Source organism: Pseudomonas sp. TE3899 (assembly GCF_056279105.1).
In genome coordinates, this window is record NZ_JBWBQR010000001.1 from 3,948,638 (window position 1) to 3,965,952 (window position 17,315).

Annotated in this window: 12 protein-coding genes and 1 pseudogene; 5 read left to right on the plus strand and 8 right to left on the minus strand. The window is 60.0% G+C overall.

All coding sequences use genetic code 11. From position 1 onward, the window contains the following. Positions 1-34: 34 nt before the first annotated feature. From garD to kdgD, 4 genes and pseudogenes are all read right to left on the minus strand, one after another. On the minus strand, positions 35-1,588 hold the full coding sequence (gene garD, locus ACZ89E_RS18160; RefSeq protein WP_149657602.1) for a galactarate dehydratase: 1,554 nt from the start codon (positions 1,586-1,588) through the stop codon (positions 35-37). 11 nt (positions 1,589-1,599) lie between these two features. After that, a pseudogene (locus ACZ89E_RS18165) lies at positions 1,600-2,965 on the minus strand (MFS transporter). A gap of 99 nt (positions 2,966-3,064) precedes the next feature. Beyond that, positions 3,065-4,510 carry an aldehyde dehydrogenase family protein gene (locus ACZ89E_RS18170; RefSeq protein WP_476256174.1) on the minus strand — a complete coding sequence of 482 codons (1,446 nt, stop codon included), beginning with the start codon at positions 4,508-4,510 and terminating at the stop codon, positions 3,065-3,067. 61 nt (positions 4,511-4,571) lie between these two features. Then, positions 4,572-5,483, minus strand: a complete 912-nt coding sequence (kdgD, locus tag ACZ89E_RS18175; RefSeq protein ID WP_149657605.1) for a 5-dehydro-4-deoxyglucarate dehydratase — start codon at positions 5,481-5,483, stop codon at positions 4,572-4,574. 237 nt (positions 5,484-5,720) lie between these two features. Between kdgD and ACZ89E_RS18180 the strand changes: the two genes are divergently transcribed. Further along, positions 5,721-7,019, plus strand: coding sequence for a phospholipase (locus tag ACZ89E_RS18180; RefSeq protein ID WP_476256175.1), 1,299 nt, complete (start codon positions 5,721-5,723; stop codon positions 7,017-7,019). Between the two features lie 15 nt (positions 7,020-7,034). Further along, positions 7,035-7,223 carry a hypothetical protein gene (locus tag ACZ89E_RS18185; protein WP_149657607.1) on the plus strand — a complete coding sequence of 63 codons (189 nt, stop codon included), beginning with the start codon at positions 7,035-7,037 and terminating at the stop codon, positions 7,221-7,223. A gap of 436 nt (positions 7,224-7,659) precedes the next feature. Here the strand turns inward: ACZ89E_RS18185 and ACZ89E_RS18190 are convergent, their stop codons facing one another. The 4 genes from ACZ89E_RS18190 to ACZ89E_RS18205 form a co-directional block, all read right to left on the minus strand. Beyond that, entirely contained in the window at positions 7,660-8,409 is a 750-nt protein-coding gene (locus tag ACZ89E_RS18190) for a FadR/GntR family transcriptional regulator (RefSeq protein ID WP_054616145.1), read from the minus strand. Positions 8,410-8,647: 238 nt separating this feature from the next. Continuing rightward, positions 8,648-10,375 (minus strand): ABC transporter ATP-binding protein/permease, encoded by a 1,728-nt coding sequence (locus ACZ89E_RS18195; RefSeq protein ID WP_476256176.1) that lies wholly within the window; start codon positions 10,373-10,375, stop codon positions 8,648-8,650. Between the two features lie 97 nt (positions 10,376-10,472). Next, positions 10,473-11,033 carry a response regulator transcription factor gene (locus tag ACZ89E_RS18200; protein WP_007942792.1) on the minus strand — a complete coding sequence of 187 codons (561 nt, stop codon included), beginning with the start codon at positions 11,031-11,033 and terminating at the stop codon, positions 10,473-10,475. Continuing rightward, a complete protein-coding gene (locus ACZ89E_RS18205) occupies positions 11,026-12,288 on the minus strand; it encodes an ATP-binding protein (RefSeq protein WP_149657610.1) in 1,263 nt (420 codons plus the stop codon). Before ACZ89E_RS18205 ends, ACZ89E_RS18200 begins: the two co-directional genes overlap by 8 nt. A 231-nt stretch (positions 12,289-12,519) precedes the next feature. Here ACZ89E_RS18205 and ACZ89E_RS18210 point away from each other — a divergent pair, with 231 nt between their 5' ends. The 3 genes from ACZ89E_RS18210 to ACZ89E_RS18220 all read left to right on the plus strand — a co-directional run bounded on the left by ACZ89E_RS18210 (position 12,520) and on the right by ACZ89E_RS18220 (position 17,072). Further along, positions 12,520-13,239: an SIMPL domain-containing protein gene (locus ACZ89E_RS18210; RefSeq protein ID WP_476256177.1), complete on the plus strand. Its 720-nt coding sequence runs from the start codon at positions 12,520-12,522 to the stop codon at positions 13,237-13,239. 346 nt (positions 13,240-13,585) lie between these two features. Continuing rightward, entirely contained in the window at positions 13,586-15,187 is a 1,602-nt protein-coding gene (locus ACZ89E_RS18215) for an ABC transporter substrate-binding protein (RefSeq protein ID WP_476256178.1), read from the plus strand. A 259-nt stretch (positions 15,188-15,446) separates the two neighbouring features. Next, entirely contained in the window at positions 15,447-17,072 is a 1,626-nt protein-coding gene (locus ACZ89E_RS18220) for an ABC transporter substrate-binding protein (RefSeq protein WP_149657612.1), read from the plus strand. Positions 17,073-17,315: the final 243 nt, after the last annotated feature.

The following is a 17,315-nucleotide window of genomic DNA, read 5'->3' on the forward strand; positions in this document are numbered from 1 at the left end:
ATTCGACTTGCCCGCGAAGAACGATAACGCGGTCTTAAGTGATCGGCGCCGGGTTGAACAAGGTGATGTCGTTATGCAGTTTGTGCTGCTCGGCCCAGGTCTGTTTCTTGCCGCTGGCCACGTCCAGGTAGTAATGGAACAACTCCCAGCCGAGGTCTTCAATCGAAGCGCGCCCGGTGGCAATCCGCCCGGCATCGATGTCGATCAGGTCCGGCCAGCGCTGCGCCAGTTCAGTCCGGGTCGAGACCTTGACCACCGGCGCCATCGCCAAACCATACGGCGTGCCACGCCCGGTGGTGAACACATGCAGGTTCATCCCCGCCGCCAGTTGCAACGTGCCGCAGACAAAATCACTGGCCGGGGTCGCGCAGAAAATCAGCCCTTTGCGCTTGAAGCGCTCGCCAGGGCCAAGTACGCCGTTGATCGCGCTGCTGCCGGATTTGACGATCGAGCCCAAGGACTTCTCGACAATGTTCGACAACCCGCCCTTCTTGTTCCCTGGCGTGGTGTTGGCGCTGCGGTCCGCTTCGCCCTTGGCCAGGTAACGGTCGTACCAGTCCATTTCCCGCACCAGTTCCTCGGCGACTTCCTTGGTTTCGGCGCGGGAGGTCAGCAGGTAAATCGCATCGCGCACTTCAGTGACTTCGGAAAACATCACCGTCGCACCCGCCCGCAACAGCAAGTCCGAGGCATAACCCAACGCCGGATTGGCGGTGATCCCGGAAAACGCATCGCTGCCGCCGCACTGCATGCCGAGGATCAGCTCGGACGCCGGCACGGTTTCCCGGCGGCGTTGATCAAGCTTCTTCAAACGGATTTCGGCCAGCGCCATGATCTGCTCGATCATCTCGGTGAAACCGTGACTCGAATCCTGCAAGCGATACAGCCAAGGCTCGCTCAAATCCACCGAGCTGTCGTTGTCGTGCATCACCTGCCCGGCCTGCAATTTTTCGCAGCCGAGGCTGATCACCAGCGCTTCGCCACCCAGGTTCGGGTTGCGTGCGAGGTTGCGCACGGTGCGGATCGGGATGTATGCGTCGGTCGCCGTGATCGCAACGCCGCAGCCGTAACTGTGGGTCAGCGCCACCACGTCATCGACGTGCGGGTACAACGGCAGCAACTCGTCCTTGATGCGCTTGACCGCATGATCGAGCACACCGGTGACGCACTGCACCGTCGTGGTGATCCCGAGAATATTGCGCGTACCGACGGTGCCGTCGGCGTTGCGATACCCCTCGAAGGTGAAGCCTTCCAGCGGTGCCTGGGTCGCCGGCACATCGGTGGACAGCGGCAGGCTGTCCAGCGGTGGCGCGGTGGGCATGCGCAGTTGATCTTCCTTGACCCAACTGCCGCGTGGGATCGGCTGCAAGGCGTAGCCAATGGTCTGGCCGTAGCGAATCACCTGACCGCCCTCGGGAATATCCTCGAGCGTGACCTTGTGGCTCTGGGGCACGAAATCTACCGTGACTAGGCCATCGGGAAATTCGGTGCCGGCCGGCACGCCCTGGTCGTTGACCACAATCACTACGTTGTCCCGCTCGTGCAGGCGGATGTAGCGCGGCGAGTCGGAATGTTCAATCAACTGCATGACGCCGCTCCTCAGGAATGCGCTTCAGATAGTTTGGTCAGCTCAGGACCGGTGCTTGGCGGCTCTTTGAGCACCACGCGTTTGATCGGACCAACGATCACCAGGTAGCTGAACACCGCGACCAGGGCGTTGCAACCGACGAACACCAGCGCCCATTTGAACGAACCGGTGGCGCTGATGATGTAGCCAATCACGATCGGGGTGGTGATCGACGCGATGTTGCCGAACATGTTGAACAGGCCGCCACTCAAACGCGGCGATCTGTTTTGGCGAGGTGTCGGACACCACGGCCCAGCCCAGCGCGCCCACGCCTTTACCGAAGAACGCCAGGGCCATGAAGCCGACGACCATCCATTCGATGTCCACGTAGTTGCACGCGACGATGCTGCTGGAGACCAGCAATCCGGCAATGATCGGCGCCTTGCGGGCGAAGGTCAGGGAATGGCCCTTGCGCAGCAGGTAATCGGAAATCACCCCGCCGAGCACCCCACCAATAAAGCCACAGATCGCCGGCAACGAAGCAATGAAACCGGCCTTGAGAATGGTCATGCCGCGTTCTTGCACCAGGTACACCGGGAACCAGGTCAGGAAGAAGTAGGTGATGCCATTGATGCAGTACTGGCCCAGGTACACGCCGAGCATCATGCGGTTGGTCAGCAACTGGCGGATGTAGTCCCACTTCGGACCGTCGACCTTTTTACCTTTGCCCTTGTCCTGGTCCATGTCGACCATGCCGCCGTTGTCGGCGATGTGCTTGAACTCGGCTTCGTTGATCATCGGGTGCTGGCGCGGGCTGTGGATAACTTTCAGCCAGATCAGCGAGAACACGATGCCGATGCCGCCCATCACCACGAACACGTGCTGCCAGCCGAAGGTGTAGACGATCCAGCCCATCAGCGGCGCAAACAACACCGTGGCGAAGTACTGCGCCGAGTTGAAGATCGCCGAAGCGGTGCCGCGTTCAGCGGTTGGGAACCAGGCCGCGACGATGCGTGCGTTGCCGGGGAAGGATGGCGCTTCGGCCAGGCCCACCAGGAAGCGCAGCATGAACAGCGCAACAATGGCCGTGGACATGCCGAACTCACCGACATAGCCCTGCAACACGGTGAACAGCGACCAGGTGAAGATGCTCAGTGCGTAGATTTTTTTCGAGCCAAAACGGTCCAGCAACCAGCCACCGGGGATTTGCCCGGCCACGTAGGCCCAACCGAATGCAGAGAAGATATAGCCGAGGGTGACCGCGTCGATGCCGAGGTCTTTTTGCAGGCTGGAGCCGGCGATGGCGATAGTGGCCCGGTCGGCGTAGTTGATCGTGGTCACCAGGAAAAGCATGAGCAAAATCAAATAGCGGACGTGGGTCGGCTTGGTCGCTTGCATGTAGATGTACTCCCACTGATTATTTTTATGCGGGTAAAACATTCTTTGGTCTTGTGCCACGCGAGGCCTCAGGCAAAGGCCTCGCGCGGGTGCAGCGGGTTACGATCCGATGTAGGAAGTTTTTACGACCGTGTAGAACTCTTGCGCGTAGCGACCTTGCTCGCGGGAACCATAGGATGAACCTTTACGCCCGCCGAACGGCACGTGGTAATCCACGCCAGCGGTCGGCAGGTTGACCATCACCATCCCGGCCTGGGAGTGGCGTTTGAAGTGGTTGGCGTACTTCAGCGACGTGGTGGCGATGCCCGCCGACAGACCGAACTCGGTGTCGTTGGCCATGGCCAGGGCCGCTTCGTAATCCGCCACGCGAACCACGTTGGCCACCGGGCCGAAGATCTCTTCGCGGCTGATGCGCATCGCGGCTTCGCTGTCGGCAAACAGCGTCGGGGCGAGGTAGTAGCCTTCGGTATCGCAGGTCACCAGACCACCGCCGCTGACCAGACGCGCACCTTCGGACTGGCCGATGTCGATGTACTTCAAGTCTTGCTCAAGCTGCGCCTGGGACACCACTGGACCAATGTCGGTACCGGTTTTCAGCGCGTGGCCGACCTTGATCGACTTCATGCGCTCGGCCACGGCGTCAACGAACTTGTCGTGAATCCCGGCGGTGACGATGAAGCGGCTGGAAGCGGTGCAACGCTGGCCGGTGGAGTAGAACGCGCTCTGTACCGACAGCTCGACCGCTTGCTTGAGGTCGGCGTCGTCGAGAATGATCTGCGGGTTCTTGCCGCCCATTTCCAGCTGGACTTTCGCTTGGCGCGACACGCAGCTGACGGCGATCTGGCGACCGACACCGACGGAGCCGGTGAAGCTGATGCCATCAACTTTCGGGCTCTGCACCAGCGCATCGCCAACCACACGACCACTGCCCATCACCAGGTTGAACACGCCAGCCGGGAAGCCTGCGCGGGAGATGATTTCGGCCAGGGCGCAGGCGCAACCCGGCACCAGATCCGCAGGCTTGAGCACCACGCAGTTGCCGTAGGCCAGGGCCGGAGCGATTTTCCACGCAGGGATCGCAATCGGGAAGTTCCACGGGGTGATCAGTCCGACCACGCCCAACGCTTCGCGGGTGACTTCAACGTTGACGCCCGGACGCACCGACGGCAGGTAGTCGCCGGACAGGCGCAGGGTTTCACCGGCGAAGAATTTGAAGATGTTACCGGCGCGGGTCACTTCGCCGATGGCTTCGGGCAGGGTCTTGCCCTCTTCCCTGGCCAGCAAGGTGCCGAGTTCTTCGCGGCGGGCGAGGATCTCAGTACCGACTTTATCCAGCGAATCGTGACGCGCCTGAATGCCCGAGGTCGACCAGGCCGGGAACGCAGCGCGAGCGGCGTCGATGGCGGCGTGAACCTGGGCCAGGTCAGCCTTGGCGTATTCACCGATGGTGTCAGTCAGTTCGGACGGGTTGATGTTGGCGCAGTATTCGCTGCCGGCCACCCACTCACCGTTGATGTAGTTATCAAAACGCTTTGAATCAGCCATCTGGAAATCTCCTCAAGCAAAAGGCCGCTGATTACTCAGCAGCCTTGTTTAATCGGGTGTGTTACTGAGCACCTTGCTTGTCGATCAGCGCCGCGAGCATTTCGTACTCTTCGGCCGTCAGATCGGTCAGCGGTGCACGCACAGGACCTGCGTCATAGCCGACAATTTTTGCCCCGGCCTTGACGATGCTCACCGCGTAACCGGCTTTGCGGTTACGGATGTCCAGGTACGGCAGGAAGAAGTCGTCGATGATCTTGCCCACGGTGGCGTGATCTTCGCGGGCAATGGCGTGGTAGAAATCCATCGCGGTTTTCGGGATGAAGTTGAACACCGCCGAGGAGTAAACCGGCACGCCCAGCGCCTTATAGGCAGCGGCGTAGACTTCGGCGGTCGGCAAGCCACCCAGGTAGCTGAAGCGATCACCGAGGCGGCGACGGATCGATACCATCAACTCGATATCGCCCAGGCCATCCTTGTAGCCGATCAGGTTCGGGCAGCGCTCGGCCAGGCGTTCCAGCAGCGGCGCGGTCAGGCGGCAGACGTTGCGGTTGTAGACCACGACGCCGATTTTCACCGATTTGCACACGGCCTCAACGTGGGCGGCAACCCCGTCCTGGCTCGCTTCGGTCAGGTAGTGCGGCAGCAGCAACAGGCCTTTGGCGCCCAGACGCTCGGCTTCCTGTGCGTATTCGATGGCCTGGCGAGTCGAACCGCCCACGCCGGCCAGGATCGGCACGCTGGTTTCGCAGGTGTCGACGGCAGTCTTGATGATTTCCGAATATTCGCTGGCCGCCAGAGAGAAGAACTCACCGGTGCCGCCCGCGGCGAACAGTGCCGAGGCGCCGTATGGGGCCAGCCATTCGAGACGTTTGATATAGCCCGCGCGATGGAAATCGCCCTGAGCATTGAAGTCGGTGACCGGGAAGGACAGCAGACCGGAAGAGAGGATGGACTTCAGTTCTTGTGGATTCATTATTCGAACACCCTGGGTAGCGACGTGATGTGTGAGAAAACCGTTCAGCCTTGGCCGAAGTTGTAAGTCATCGTACAACTTAAAATACAACCGTCAACTGCATTTCATCGCCGACCGCAAAATTGGAGTCGGACAAAGTGATTTCTTGACGTAGGAAGATTCTCGACTAAGATCGTTTTAACTGTATATACATACAGTTAAATCTGAAACCACCTACGACATATCAAGGAGCTAGAAATGTCAGGTCTACACTTGCAACCGAAGGAACAGCCCAAGCAGGTCATCGCCCGTTTCGATGATCTTTTTACCGGGCACGGCATCGCCATTGCCGGGGATAACGATCACCTGGTGCTGCACATCGCCGAACAACACAGCCATCAACCGACGCCTGCCCCCGCCAAAGCCTTGAAAGGCAAGCCGGTGCTGAAGTTCGAGGGCGGCGAACACACCGCCATTGGCGACAACACCCTGCTGCGCTTCGTCGAAAACGCCGAACCGATCCTCGCCCGGGACGTGCAATTGCACCTGACCAACGGGCTCGCGCCAACCTACGGCCAGGTACTGGCATTGGGCGGTGACTTCTACGGTATTGCTGATCGCCCCGTGAGCGACGGCGCCACGCCGGTGGATCGCCTGAACCGCTTTATTGCCGCGTTCGACACCCTGGCGGTGTTGTCCGCGTCCAAAGTCGAGGCGGTGAAAATCCTCGCGGTGATGCAGAAAGAAATCGACGCGGTTAAACAGGCGATCAAGGACGGCAAACAACCCCACGAAGCCTATGACGCCTTGGGTGATACGTTGTCGGAAGAGTGGAACAAGATCACCGGCGGCGGCAGTTTCGTCTCGGCGCTATTTCCGCTGGGGCGATATCTGAAACTGGCGGCGAACAACGCCGACCACTTTGGCGAGTGGGCGCAGCAGGCTTATATCGCCGGTCACACCGCCGCGCTTCAACACGCGGCGGCGGCTCACACCAGCCGGGATGAAAAACAGCTGGAAATCGCCTACGCGATGAATGCCTTTGCCGATCACTACCTCACCGACCTGTTTTCCGCTGGCCACTTGCGCGTGCCGCGCAAAGCCATGGCGGCGGCGGTGACACCGAGCGACCTGGGCTCGCTGATCACCCGTTTCATGCACGACGAAGACAGCAAGTTCGGCCTCAATGTGCGTAACGGCAACGGCGAGCAATGGCGCGCCTATGGCGACAAGCGCTACTTCGACGCCATCGACAACGCCAATCGCCTGCACGTTAATCAAGCGGTCCAGGTGTCGGCGGATGAAGTGTTCGCGGCTTACCTCAACGGGACCGTTCCGGCCTTCACCAGCTTCGCGGCGTTGAAACAGCTGCCGGACCTGCAAGCGGTGCTGAACCTGGCGAGCAATTTCGCGCCGCTGTTTCGGCTTGAGGGTGGCAAGGTGCTGCGGCGCAAGGATGTGAACAACCTCAACGACACCGCCACCGTCGATGACTGGTGGGGCTGGAGCACGTACCTGCTGCTCAAGGACTACCACCCAACCGGCAACGTGGCCTGATAAGGAGATCTGAACATGACGATTAAAGTGAAACTGGAATTGGCTTCGGGCCAGTCATTGAAAGGTGCGCCGCTGGAATTGTTGTCCAAGGGGCTGCCGATTGCGCGGGGCGTTGTAGATGCTCAGGGGGTGGTGGCGTTTGATGCCAAGCCTGGGGCTGGAGACTTAGCGGTGCGAGTGGATCGGGGAATCTTGAAGGCCTGACCCCGATCGCTCGATCGTTCCCACGCTCCCGCGTGGGAACGCCTCAACGGACGCTCCGCGTTCGGCTGCTGATGGGACGCGGAGCGTCCCGGGCTGCATTCCCACGCGGAGCGTGGGAACGATCTTCACCCCGCTCAACATCCTGGCTCCGTAACCCCCGCAGACCTGATCGTTCCCACGCTCCCGCGTGGGAATGCCTCCACGGACGCTCCGCGTTCGGCTGTTGATGGGACGCGGAGCATCCCGGGCTGCATTCCCACGCGGAGCGTGGGAACGATCTTCAAACCGCTCAACATCCCGGCTCCGTAACCCCCGCAGACCTGATCGTTCCCAGGCTCCCGCGTGGGAACGCCTCAACGGACGCTCCGCGTTCGGCTGCTGATGGGACGCGGAGCGTCCCGGGCTGCATTCCCACGCAGAGCGTCGGCACGATCTTTTAACCGCGTTGGGCTTCTGCCTCTTCATGGGCATGGCGCAGCCGCTCACGGCTGTTGGTCAAATGCAGTCGCATCGCTGCTCGCGCCGCATCGGAATCCTGCCGCGCGATAGCGTCGTAAATCTCTTCGTGCTCACGGCTCAGACGATTCATGTAGTGCTGCTGGTCGTCATGGGCCAGGCGCGCGGAGTTAAGCCGCGTGCGCGGAATGATGCTGGTGCCCAGGTGGGTCATGATGTCGGTGAAGTAGCGGTTGCCGGTGGCCAGGGCGATTTGCAGGTGGAACTGGAAGTCCGAAGCTACCGCGTCACTGGCGTGGGAGGCGCTTTCATTCAACGCATCCAATGCCGCACGCATCAGGCCAAGTTGTTCGGCGCTGCGACGTTGCGCGGCGAGGCCAGCGGACTCCACTTCCAGACTGATGCGCAGCTCCAGGATCGCCAGCACGTCACGCAGGGTGACCACGGTGGCCGGGTCGATGCGGAAACCGCTCGGGCTCGGCGTGTCGAGGACGAAGGTGCCGATACCATGGCGGGTTTCCACCTGCCCGGCGGCCTGCAAACGGGAAATCGCCTCACGCACCACGGTGCGGCTGACGCCATGGGCGTCCATGATCGCCGACTCGGTGGGCAACTTGTCGCCCCGCTTGAGTTGACCGTCGCGGATCTGCTCGGACAGCACCGTCACCAGTTCCTGAGCGAGGCTGCGGCGCTTGCGAGGGAGACGAGGTGCGTCGATCGGGTTTTCCATGGTGAACGTCTGTCTCGAGAATTCGGCTGAAAGCGCATCATAGCGCAAGCGGGTTGTACGATCACCGTTGAAGAACACGGCCCCTGTAGGAGCGAGGCTTGTGTGGCGAGGGGGCTTGCCCCCGTTGGGTCGCGAAGCGGCCCCCTCCTCTTCAGCAAAAGAAGGGGACTGCTGCGCAGTCCAACGGAGGCAAGCCCCCTCGCCACAAAGGCCCGTCCCATCAAGGGATGTGTGGGGATCAGGCGGTTACGGCTTGATCCACCAGATGGCCGTTGTCGATACGGATATGTCTTGGGTGGAAACGCTTCAGGCTGCTGCGATGGCCGACGCTGACAATGCTCAACCCCGGTATTTCATCGATCAACGCCTGGTACAGCGACGCTTCGTCCTCTTCATCCATCGCCGAGGTGGCTTCGTCCATGTATAGCCATTGCGGCGCGTAAAGCAGCGCCCGGGCGAAGGCCAGACGTTGCTGTTCACCCGGCGACAACATGCGCTGCCAGTGATTGGCTTCGTCCAGACGCGCCACCAAATGCGGCAAGCGGCAAGTTTCCAGCACTTCGGCATAACGCTCAGGCGCGTAGGTGTCGCCGGGCTGTGGATAACTCAAGGCTTCACGCAGCGTGCCAATCGGCAGATACGGTTTCTGCGGCAGGAACAGGTAACGCGCCGCCGGCAACCGAATGTTGCCGTGGCCCGCCGGCCACAAATGCCCCATCGCCCGCAGCAGCGTGGACTTACCGCTGCCGGAACGCCCGCTGAGCATGACGCGCTCGCCCTCCTCCACGGTCATGTCGGCGTTGGTCAGCAAGTGACGGCCATCCGCCAGGTCCAGGCCCAGGTTGTGGATTTTCAGCTCAGAACCCTGGTTCTGCACGTCGATGGCCGGCGCGCGCTCTTCGTTATCGGCCATGGCCTGACGGAAGCTCAGGAGACGATCGCAAGTGGCTTTCCAGACGGCAATCGCAGCGTACGCATCGATAAACCAACTAAAGTTTTCCTGAACATTGGAAAAAGCAGAGTTGATCTGCATCAGTTCGCCCAGTTGAATCTTGCCGGCGAAGTAACGCGGGGCAGCCACCATGAAAGGGAAAATAATTGCGATCTGAGCGTAACCGGAGGTAAAGAACGTCAGGCGCTTTGTGACTCGCATCAGAGACCAGTAGTTGCTCCAGACCTTGCCAAAGCGTGCGCTTAAACGCCGGTTTTCATTAGGCTCGCCATCGTACAGCGCAATACTTTCGGCGTTCTCCCTAATCCGCACCAGAGAGAAACGCATATCGGCTTCAAAACGTTGTTGTTGGTTGTTCAGCGGGATCAGGCTGCTACCGATGATCCGTGTCAGCCAACTACCAATGGCGGCGTAAAGAAAGGCACACCAGAACATGTAGCCGGGAATGTTGATTCCGAATACTTCCAGGCTACCTGACACACCCCAGAGAATGATCGAAAACGACACCAGGCTCACCACCGTGCGGAACAACCCCAAGGTCAGGGTCAGGGTATCGCTGGTGAAGTTATTGATGTCTTCGCTCAGACGTTGGTCCGGGTTATCGGTATTACCGCCAGTTTCCAACTGGTAGTAATTCTTGTGCTCAAGCCAACGTTTGAAATGGGTCTCCGTCAGCCAGCGACGCCAACTGATCGTCAGCATCTGAGTCAAATACAGCCGATACACCGCGCCCAAAATCGCCACGGCAGCGATCCCGCAGAAATACAGGATCAGTCGCCAAAAAGCCGCGCTGTCCTTCTCTTGCAGAGCATTGTAAAAATCTTTGTACCAACTGTTGATCCACACCGAAATCGCGACGCTGAACAGCGACAGTGCGATCACGGCAATCAACAACGTCCAGGCCTTGGCCTTCTCTTCGCTGCGCCAATACGGCGAGGCCATTTCCCAGACCCTGCGGAAAAACTGCCCGCGCACCGCATCATTGACCGCGGAATATTCAGCGTTCTGATTCATGGATAAGGCTCGATAGAGAAAAGAACACACACGAACCGATCATAGATGATCGGTTCGGTTCCCCGCGAGGAGCGGCCTGCCTTCATTCAGCGCAGGTTCAGCGACGAACGGGACGCTTCTGCAGTTTGCGCTGCAGCGTGCGGCGGTGCATGCCCAGGGCGCGGGCCGTGGCGGAGATGTTGCCTTCGTGCTCGGTCAGCACGCGCTGTATGTGTTCCCACTGCAGGCGATCCACGGACATCGGGTTTTCCGGCACCAGGGTGTCGAGGTCGGCGTGCTCGGACAGCAGCGCCGCCAGCACGTCATCGGCGTCCGCCGGTTTGCACAGGTAATTGCAGGCGCCGCGCTTGATCGCCTCGACAGCGGTGGCGATGCTCGAATAACCGGTGAGGATCACCACGCGCATTTCCGGGTCGAGTTCGAGCAGTTTCGGCAGCAATACCAGGCCGGAATCGCCGTCCATTTTCAGGTCGAGCGCGGCGTAGTCCGGCAGGTCGGCCTGGGCGATGGTCAGGCCTTCTTCGGCGGAACCGGCAGTGCTGACACGAAAACCACGGCGGGCCATGGCACGGGCCATCACGCGGGTGAAGGTGGCGTCATCGTCTACCAGCAGCAAATGCGGCAGTTCTTCGCCTTCTACTTGGATCTCGTCACTCATGTTCGTCTCCTCGGGCGACACGGGGCAGGCGCAGCTCGGTAAGCGTGCCACCTTCCTCATGACTGTAGAGTTTCACTGAGCCGCCCGCGCGTGTCACGCTGGCCTTGCTCAAAAACAGGCCCAGGCCGAAACCTTTGCCCTTGGTGGTAAAAAACGGTTTGCCGATCTGCTCGGCGATGGCCAGCGGCACACCGGCGCCGTGATCGCGGATGCTGATGGTCAAGTCTTCGGCGTTCCAGTCCAGCGTCACTTGCAGCCCTTCGGGGCAGGCATCGGCGGCGTTGTTCAGCAAATTCAGCAGCGCCTGGGTCAAATCCGGCGGCGGTGCCATGCGCGGCACCGTGCCCTGGCCGAGACGCTGGAAGCGGTAACTGGCTTCCGGGCGCATCAGGTGCCAGCGGTTCAGGGCTTCGTCGAGCCAATCGGTAACGTCCTGCATCTCCACCGCCAGACGGCGATTGGCTTCGGCGGCGCGCACCAGTTGTTGCAAAGTCTCTTTGCAGAGTTTGACCTGATCCTGCAGCACCTTCAGATCATCCTGCAACAGCGGGTCGGGATGATCCTGCTGCATCTCTTTGAGCAGCACGCTCATGGTCGCCAGCGGCGTGCCCAGTTCATGCGCAGCGCCGGCGGCTTGCGTGGCCACGGCCAGCAATTGCTGATCGCGCAAGCCTTCTTCGCGGCGGATGGCGCGCAGCTCATCCTGACGCCGCAACTCTTCGGCCATGCGTGCGGCGAAAAACGTGATCACTGCCGCAGCGAGGGCGAAGCTCAGCCACATCCCGTACACCTGCAGGTTTTCCCGGGCAATCGGGAACGTTTGCAGCGGGTAGAACCGCGCCAGCAGCAAGGTGTACATGGCCAGGGCGATGCCGGACAGAATCAGCGAAAAACGCCACGGCAAGGTCACGGCGGCGATGGTCAGCGGCACCAGGTAATAAGAGACGAACGGGTTGGTCGAACCGCCGGAGAAATACAGCAAGGCACTGTGAATAAACAGGTCGCAGGCCAGTTGCACGGCGTATTCGAGTTCGGTGACCGGCCACGAGGTGCGCAGGCGAATGGCGGTGAATGCACACAGCAGCATCGAACAGCCGAGGGTCAATGCCAGTTGAAACCAGGGCAAGGGCAGCAAATCGAACCAGTAGGCCAGCCCGACGGAGCCGGCCTGGGCGGCGAGTACCAAAGTGCGGATGAACGTCAGCCGCCAGAGATTCTGGCGAGTCGCGGAAGTGATTTGAACGGGGGCGAGCATGAGCTCTCCTGATGAGCGCTCCAGGCGGATCGCACGGAGTATAACCAAGCACGGGGGCTGGCAGGCAAAAGTGCGGCAAATGGACACATAGAAGCAGCGGCAAGTTTTAAGCGGCAAGCTGTAAGTTAAAAGCTTGTGGCTTGTAGCTTGAAACTTGCAGCTGCCCCATAGAGTCTGATGGTTTCACGCAGGCTCGGACCTTAACCCCTGCGCCCTTCCAAGGAGCTTTTCATGCACACATTGCGCCGCAGCGCCGCCCTTCTCGCCCTCAGCGTGGGCACCGTCGCCAGTCTCCCGGCCCTGGCCGCCGACGAACTTCACTACAACCAGATTGCCCTGCGCGCCGAAGTCAGCCAGGAAGTGGCCCGCGACCTGATGATCGTGACGCTCTATACCGAAGAACAAAACACCGACCCGGCCAAGCTCGCCGCCGACGTCAGCACCACCATGAACAAGGCATTGGCCCAGGCCAAGCAAGTCAAAGACATCACCCTGCGCCAGGGCAGCCGCAACAGCTACCCGATCTACGACACCAAAGGCCAGAAAATCACCGGCTGGCGTGAACGCGCCGAACTGCGCCTGGAAAGCTCGGACTTCGCCGCCCTGTCGAAACTGACCGGCGAACTGCTCACCGACCTGAAAATGGGCGGCATGGACTTCGCCATCGCCACGCCAACCCGCAAGGCCAGCGAAGACGCACTGCTCAAAGACGCCGTCACCGCGTTCAAGGCCCGCGCGCAACTGGCGACCGATGCGCTGGGCGGCAAGGGTTACAAAATCGTCAACCTGAACCTGAACAGCAACGGTTATCCACAACCCTACATGCGCGCGCCGATGATGATGAAAGCGGCGGGCATGGACTCCGCGCCGGTGACACCTGAAGTTGAGGCTGGCACCAGCCAGGTCAGCATGACGGCGGATGGCTCGATTGAAGTGTTGATGGCGCCTTGATTCAGTAGCCCGTACACACCAGAGCGCCTGATCGTTCCCACGCTCCGCGTGGGAATGCAGCAAGGGACGCTCTGCGTCCCAAGAGCGGACGCGGAGCGTCCGGGGGAGGCATTCCCACGCAGAGCGTGGGAACGATCAATCAAACGGCGATCACCTGACGTGACCGCCGTTTTTTATTGCCTGCGATAATCCGCCGGACGCCATCGTGTTCATGCCGTAATCGACCCGCGCCCTCCTCAACTATGCCCGGATAGAGCAGTCCCCCTCAAAAAACGATATTTCCGCCCGACCCGTCAACACAGCTACTCTCAGGGGTATACCGCTACCCAAATCCCCCGGGGACTCCATGGAAAGAACCACCGTCAAACCGCTGCTGCTCGCCCTCGCTTTAGCCACCTCCGCGCCGTTCGCCCAAGCCGCTACGACCCTGGTCTACTGCTCCGAAGCCAGCCCCGCCGGTTTCGACCCGAGCCAATACACCAGCGGTACCGACTTCGATGCTTCGGCCGAGACGGTTTTCAATCGGCTCACCCAATTCAAGCGAGGCGGCACCGAAGTCGAACCGGGGCTGGCGACCAGCTGGGACGTGAGCCAGGACGGCTTGAGCTACACCTTCCACCTGCGCGACGGCGTGAAATTCCACACCACCGACTACTTCACCCCGACCAGGGACTTCAACGCCGACGACGTGTTGTTCACTTTCCAGCGCCTGCTCGACCCGGAGAATGCGTTCCGCAAGGCTTATCCCGCCGAGTCGCCGTACTTCACCGACATGGACCTGAACAAGACGATCAAGAGCGTCGACAAGATCGACGAGCACACCGTGCGTTTCAGCCTGAACAACATCGACGCCGCCTTCATCCAGAACCTGGCCATGAGCTTCGCCTCGGTGCAGTCCGCCGAGTACGGCGCGCAGCTATTAAAGGAAGGCAAAGCGGCGGACATCAACCAGAAGCCAGTCGGCACCGGGCCGTTCGTGTTCAAGCGTTATCAGAAGGACTCGCAGATCCGTTACGCCGGCAACAAGGCGTACTGGAAACCCGAGGATGTGAAAATCGACAACCTGGTGTTCTCGATCACCCCCGACGCCGCCGTGCGCTTGCAGAAGCTCAAGACTGGCGAATGCCAGGTCAGCGGCTACCCGCGCCCGGCCGATATCGAAGTGATGGAAAAGGACCCGAACCTGACGGTGCTCAAGCAGGCCGGTTTCAACCTTGGCTTCCTGGCCTACAACGTGACCCATCCGCCGCTGGACCAGCTCAAGGTGCGCCAGGCGCTGGACATGGCCATCGACAAACCCGCGATCATCAAAGCCGTGTACCAGAGCGCCGGGCAACTCGCGCAAAACGCCCTGCCGCCGGCGCAATGGTCATTTGATCCGACTATCAAGGACGCGCCCCATGATCCGGCCAAGGCCAAGGCGCTACTGAAAGAAGCGGGGGTTGCACCCGGTACGACCATTAATTTGTGGGCCATGACCGTGCAGCGCGCGTCCAATCCGAATGCGCGGATGTCGGCACAGATGATCCAGCAGGATTGGGAGAAGGTCGGGATCAAGGCCAACATCGTCAGCTATGAGTGGGGCGAGTACATCAAGCGCGCCAAGAACGGCGAGCACGACGCGATGATCTACGGCTGGACCGGCGACAACGGCGACCCGGACAACTGGCTCGGCGTGCTCTACAGCTGCGCTGCGGTGAAAGGTAGCAACTACGCCAAGTGGTGCGACCCGGCGTACGACAAACTGGTCCAGCAGGCCAAGGTGTCCACCGACCGTGACGAACGGGTCAAGCTCTACCAGCAGGCGCAGAAAATCCTCAAGCAACAGGTGCCGATTACCCCGATCGCCAACTCGACGGTGTTCCAGCCTTTGCGCAAGGAAGTAACCGACTTCAAGATCAGCCCGTTTGGCCTCACGCCCTTCTATGGCGTGGGTATAAATAAGTAACACCGCGCCCCAGGCGGGTGCGCCATACGCGCCCGTCGCCCCCTCGTGGGGCGCCGTTTGCACCGTAAAAAACGTGCGCAAACGGTCAAATGCGTCAATATTTATACATATGCGACATTAAGGTACGTTCGTGCCACTGTTTAAGACTTGTGGCCGTTCTGGATCTTGCAATGGGTATGGCCCCTGCATAAGTATCCGCAGGCACGACTCACGAGGTCGTCCTCTAATTCCAAAAATGACAACAAATCATGAGGCCACCATGCTTAAACACGCGGTCATTCCGTTTTTAGTCGGCGCCAGCTTGTTAGCTGCCGCACCTTTCGCCCAAGCGGCGACTAACCTGGTGTTTTGCTCCGAAGGGAGCCCGGCCGGTTTTGATCCTGGTCAGTACACCACCGGAACCGACTTCGACGCCTCTGCAGAAACCATGTTCAACCGTTTGACTCAGTTCGAACGTGGCGGCACCGCTGTCATTCCTGGTCTGGCGACCAGCTGGGACATTACCCCGGACGGCCTGACGTACACCTTCCACCTGCGTGAAGGCGTCAAGTTCCACACCACCCCGTACTTCAAGCCCACTCGTGAGTTCAACGCCGACGACGTGCTGTTCACCTTTAATCGCATGATTAACAAGGATGATCCGTTCCGCAAAGCGTACCCGACCGAATTCCCGTACTTCACCGACATGGGGATGGACACCAACATCACCAAGATCGACAAAGTCGACGACCACACCGTCAAGTTCACTTTGAAAGAAGTGGATGCCGCGTTCATCCAGAACATGGCCATGAGCTTCGCTTCCCTGCAATCCGCCGAGTACGCTGCCCAGCTGCTCAAGGAAGGCAAGGCTGCGGACATCAACCAGAAGCCGATCGGCACTGGCCCGTTCGTGTTCAAGAGCTACCAGAAAGACTCCAACATCCGCTACACCGGGAACAAGGACTACTGGAAGCCTGACGACGTCAAGATCGACAACCTGATCTTCGCCATCACCACCGACCCGTCGGTGCGCATCCAGAAGCTGAAGAAGAACGAGTGCCAGATCACCCTGTTCCCTCGTCCAGCCGACCTGAAAGCGCTGAAAGAAGACAAAACCCTGAAAATGCCTGACCAGGCTGGTTTCAACCTGGGCTACATCGCCTACAACGTGATGGACAAGGTCAAGGGCAGCAACGAGCCGAACCCGCTGGCTGACCTGCGCGTCCGTCAGGCGCTGGACATGGCTGTCAACAAGCCGCAGATCATTGATTCGGTTTATCAGGGCGCGGGCCAACTGGCCGTCAACGCCATGCCGCCGACCCAGTGGTCCTATGACACCACCATCAAGGACGCCAAGTACGACCCTGAGAAAGCCAAAGAGCTGCTCAAGGAAGCCGGCGTCAAGGAAGGCACCGAGATCGTCCTGTGGGCGATGCCGGTACAGCGTCCGTACAACCCGAACGCCAAGCTGATGGCTGAAATGCTGCAGTCCGACTGGAAGAAAATCGGCCTCAACGTGAAGATCACCAGCTACGAGTGGGGCGAGTACATCAAGCGTTCCAAAGGCGGCGAGAACCAGGCCATGATCATTGGCTGGAGCGGTGACAATGGTGATCCGGATAACTGGCTCAACGTTCTGTTCGGCTGCGACTCGCTGAGCGGCAACAACTTCTCCAAGTGGTGCGACAAGAAGTTCGACGGCCTCGTCAAAGAAGCCAAGCGCACGACCGACCAGGGCAAGCGCACCGAACTGTACAAAGAGGCGCAACACGTCCTCAAAGATGCAGTTCCAATGACACCTATCGCACACTCGACGGTGTATCAACCCATGCGCACAACCGTGCAGGACTTCAAGATCAGCCCATTCGGCTTGAACTCCTTCTACGGCGTCAGCGTTAGCAAATAAGATTTGGCAGCGGCGACGTGTTTAACGTCGCCGCTGCTTTTATCTGCCGGGAAAGTAGGAATTTACTGACATCCAAATCCGCTGCGTACCACAGCAGAGGTTAAGGACGTGTCGGCTTTTCCTACGCGTTTTTCAGGCCTTTCCGCATTTACTGCCAGACCCACGGCCCCTACCGTCGGGTTCTGACCAGTTCATGCGTGGGCCCTCGGTTTGCTGCACATGGTTTGAGATCAATGAAGTCTC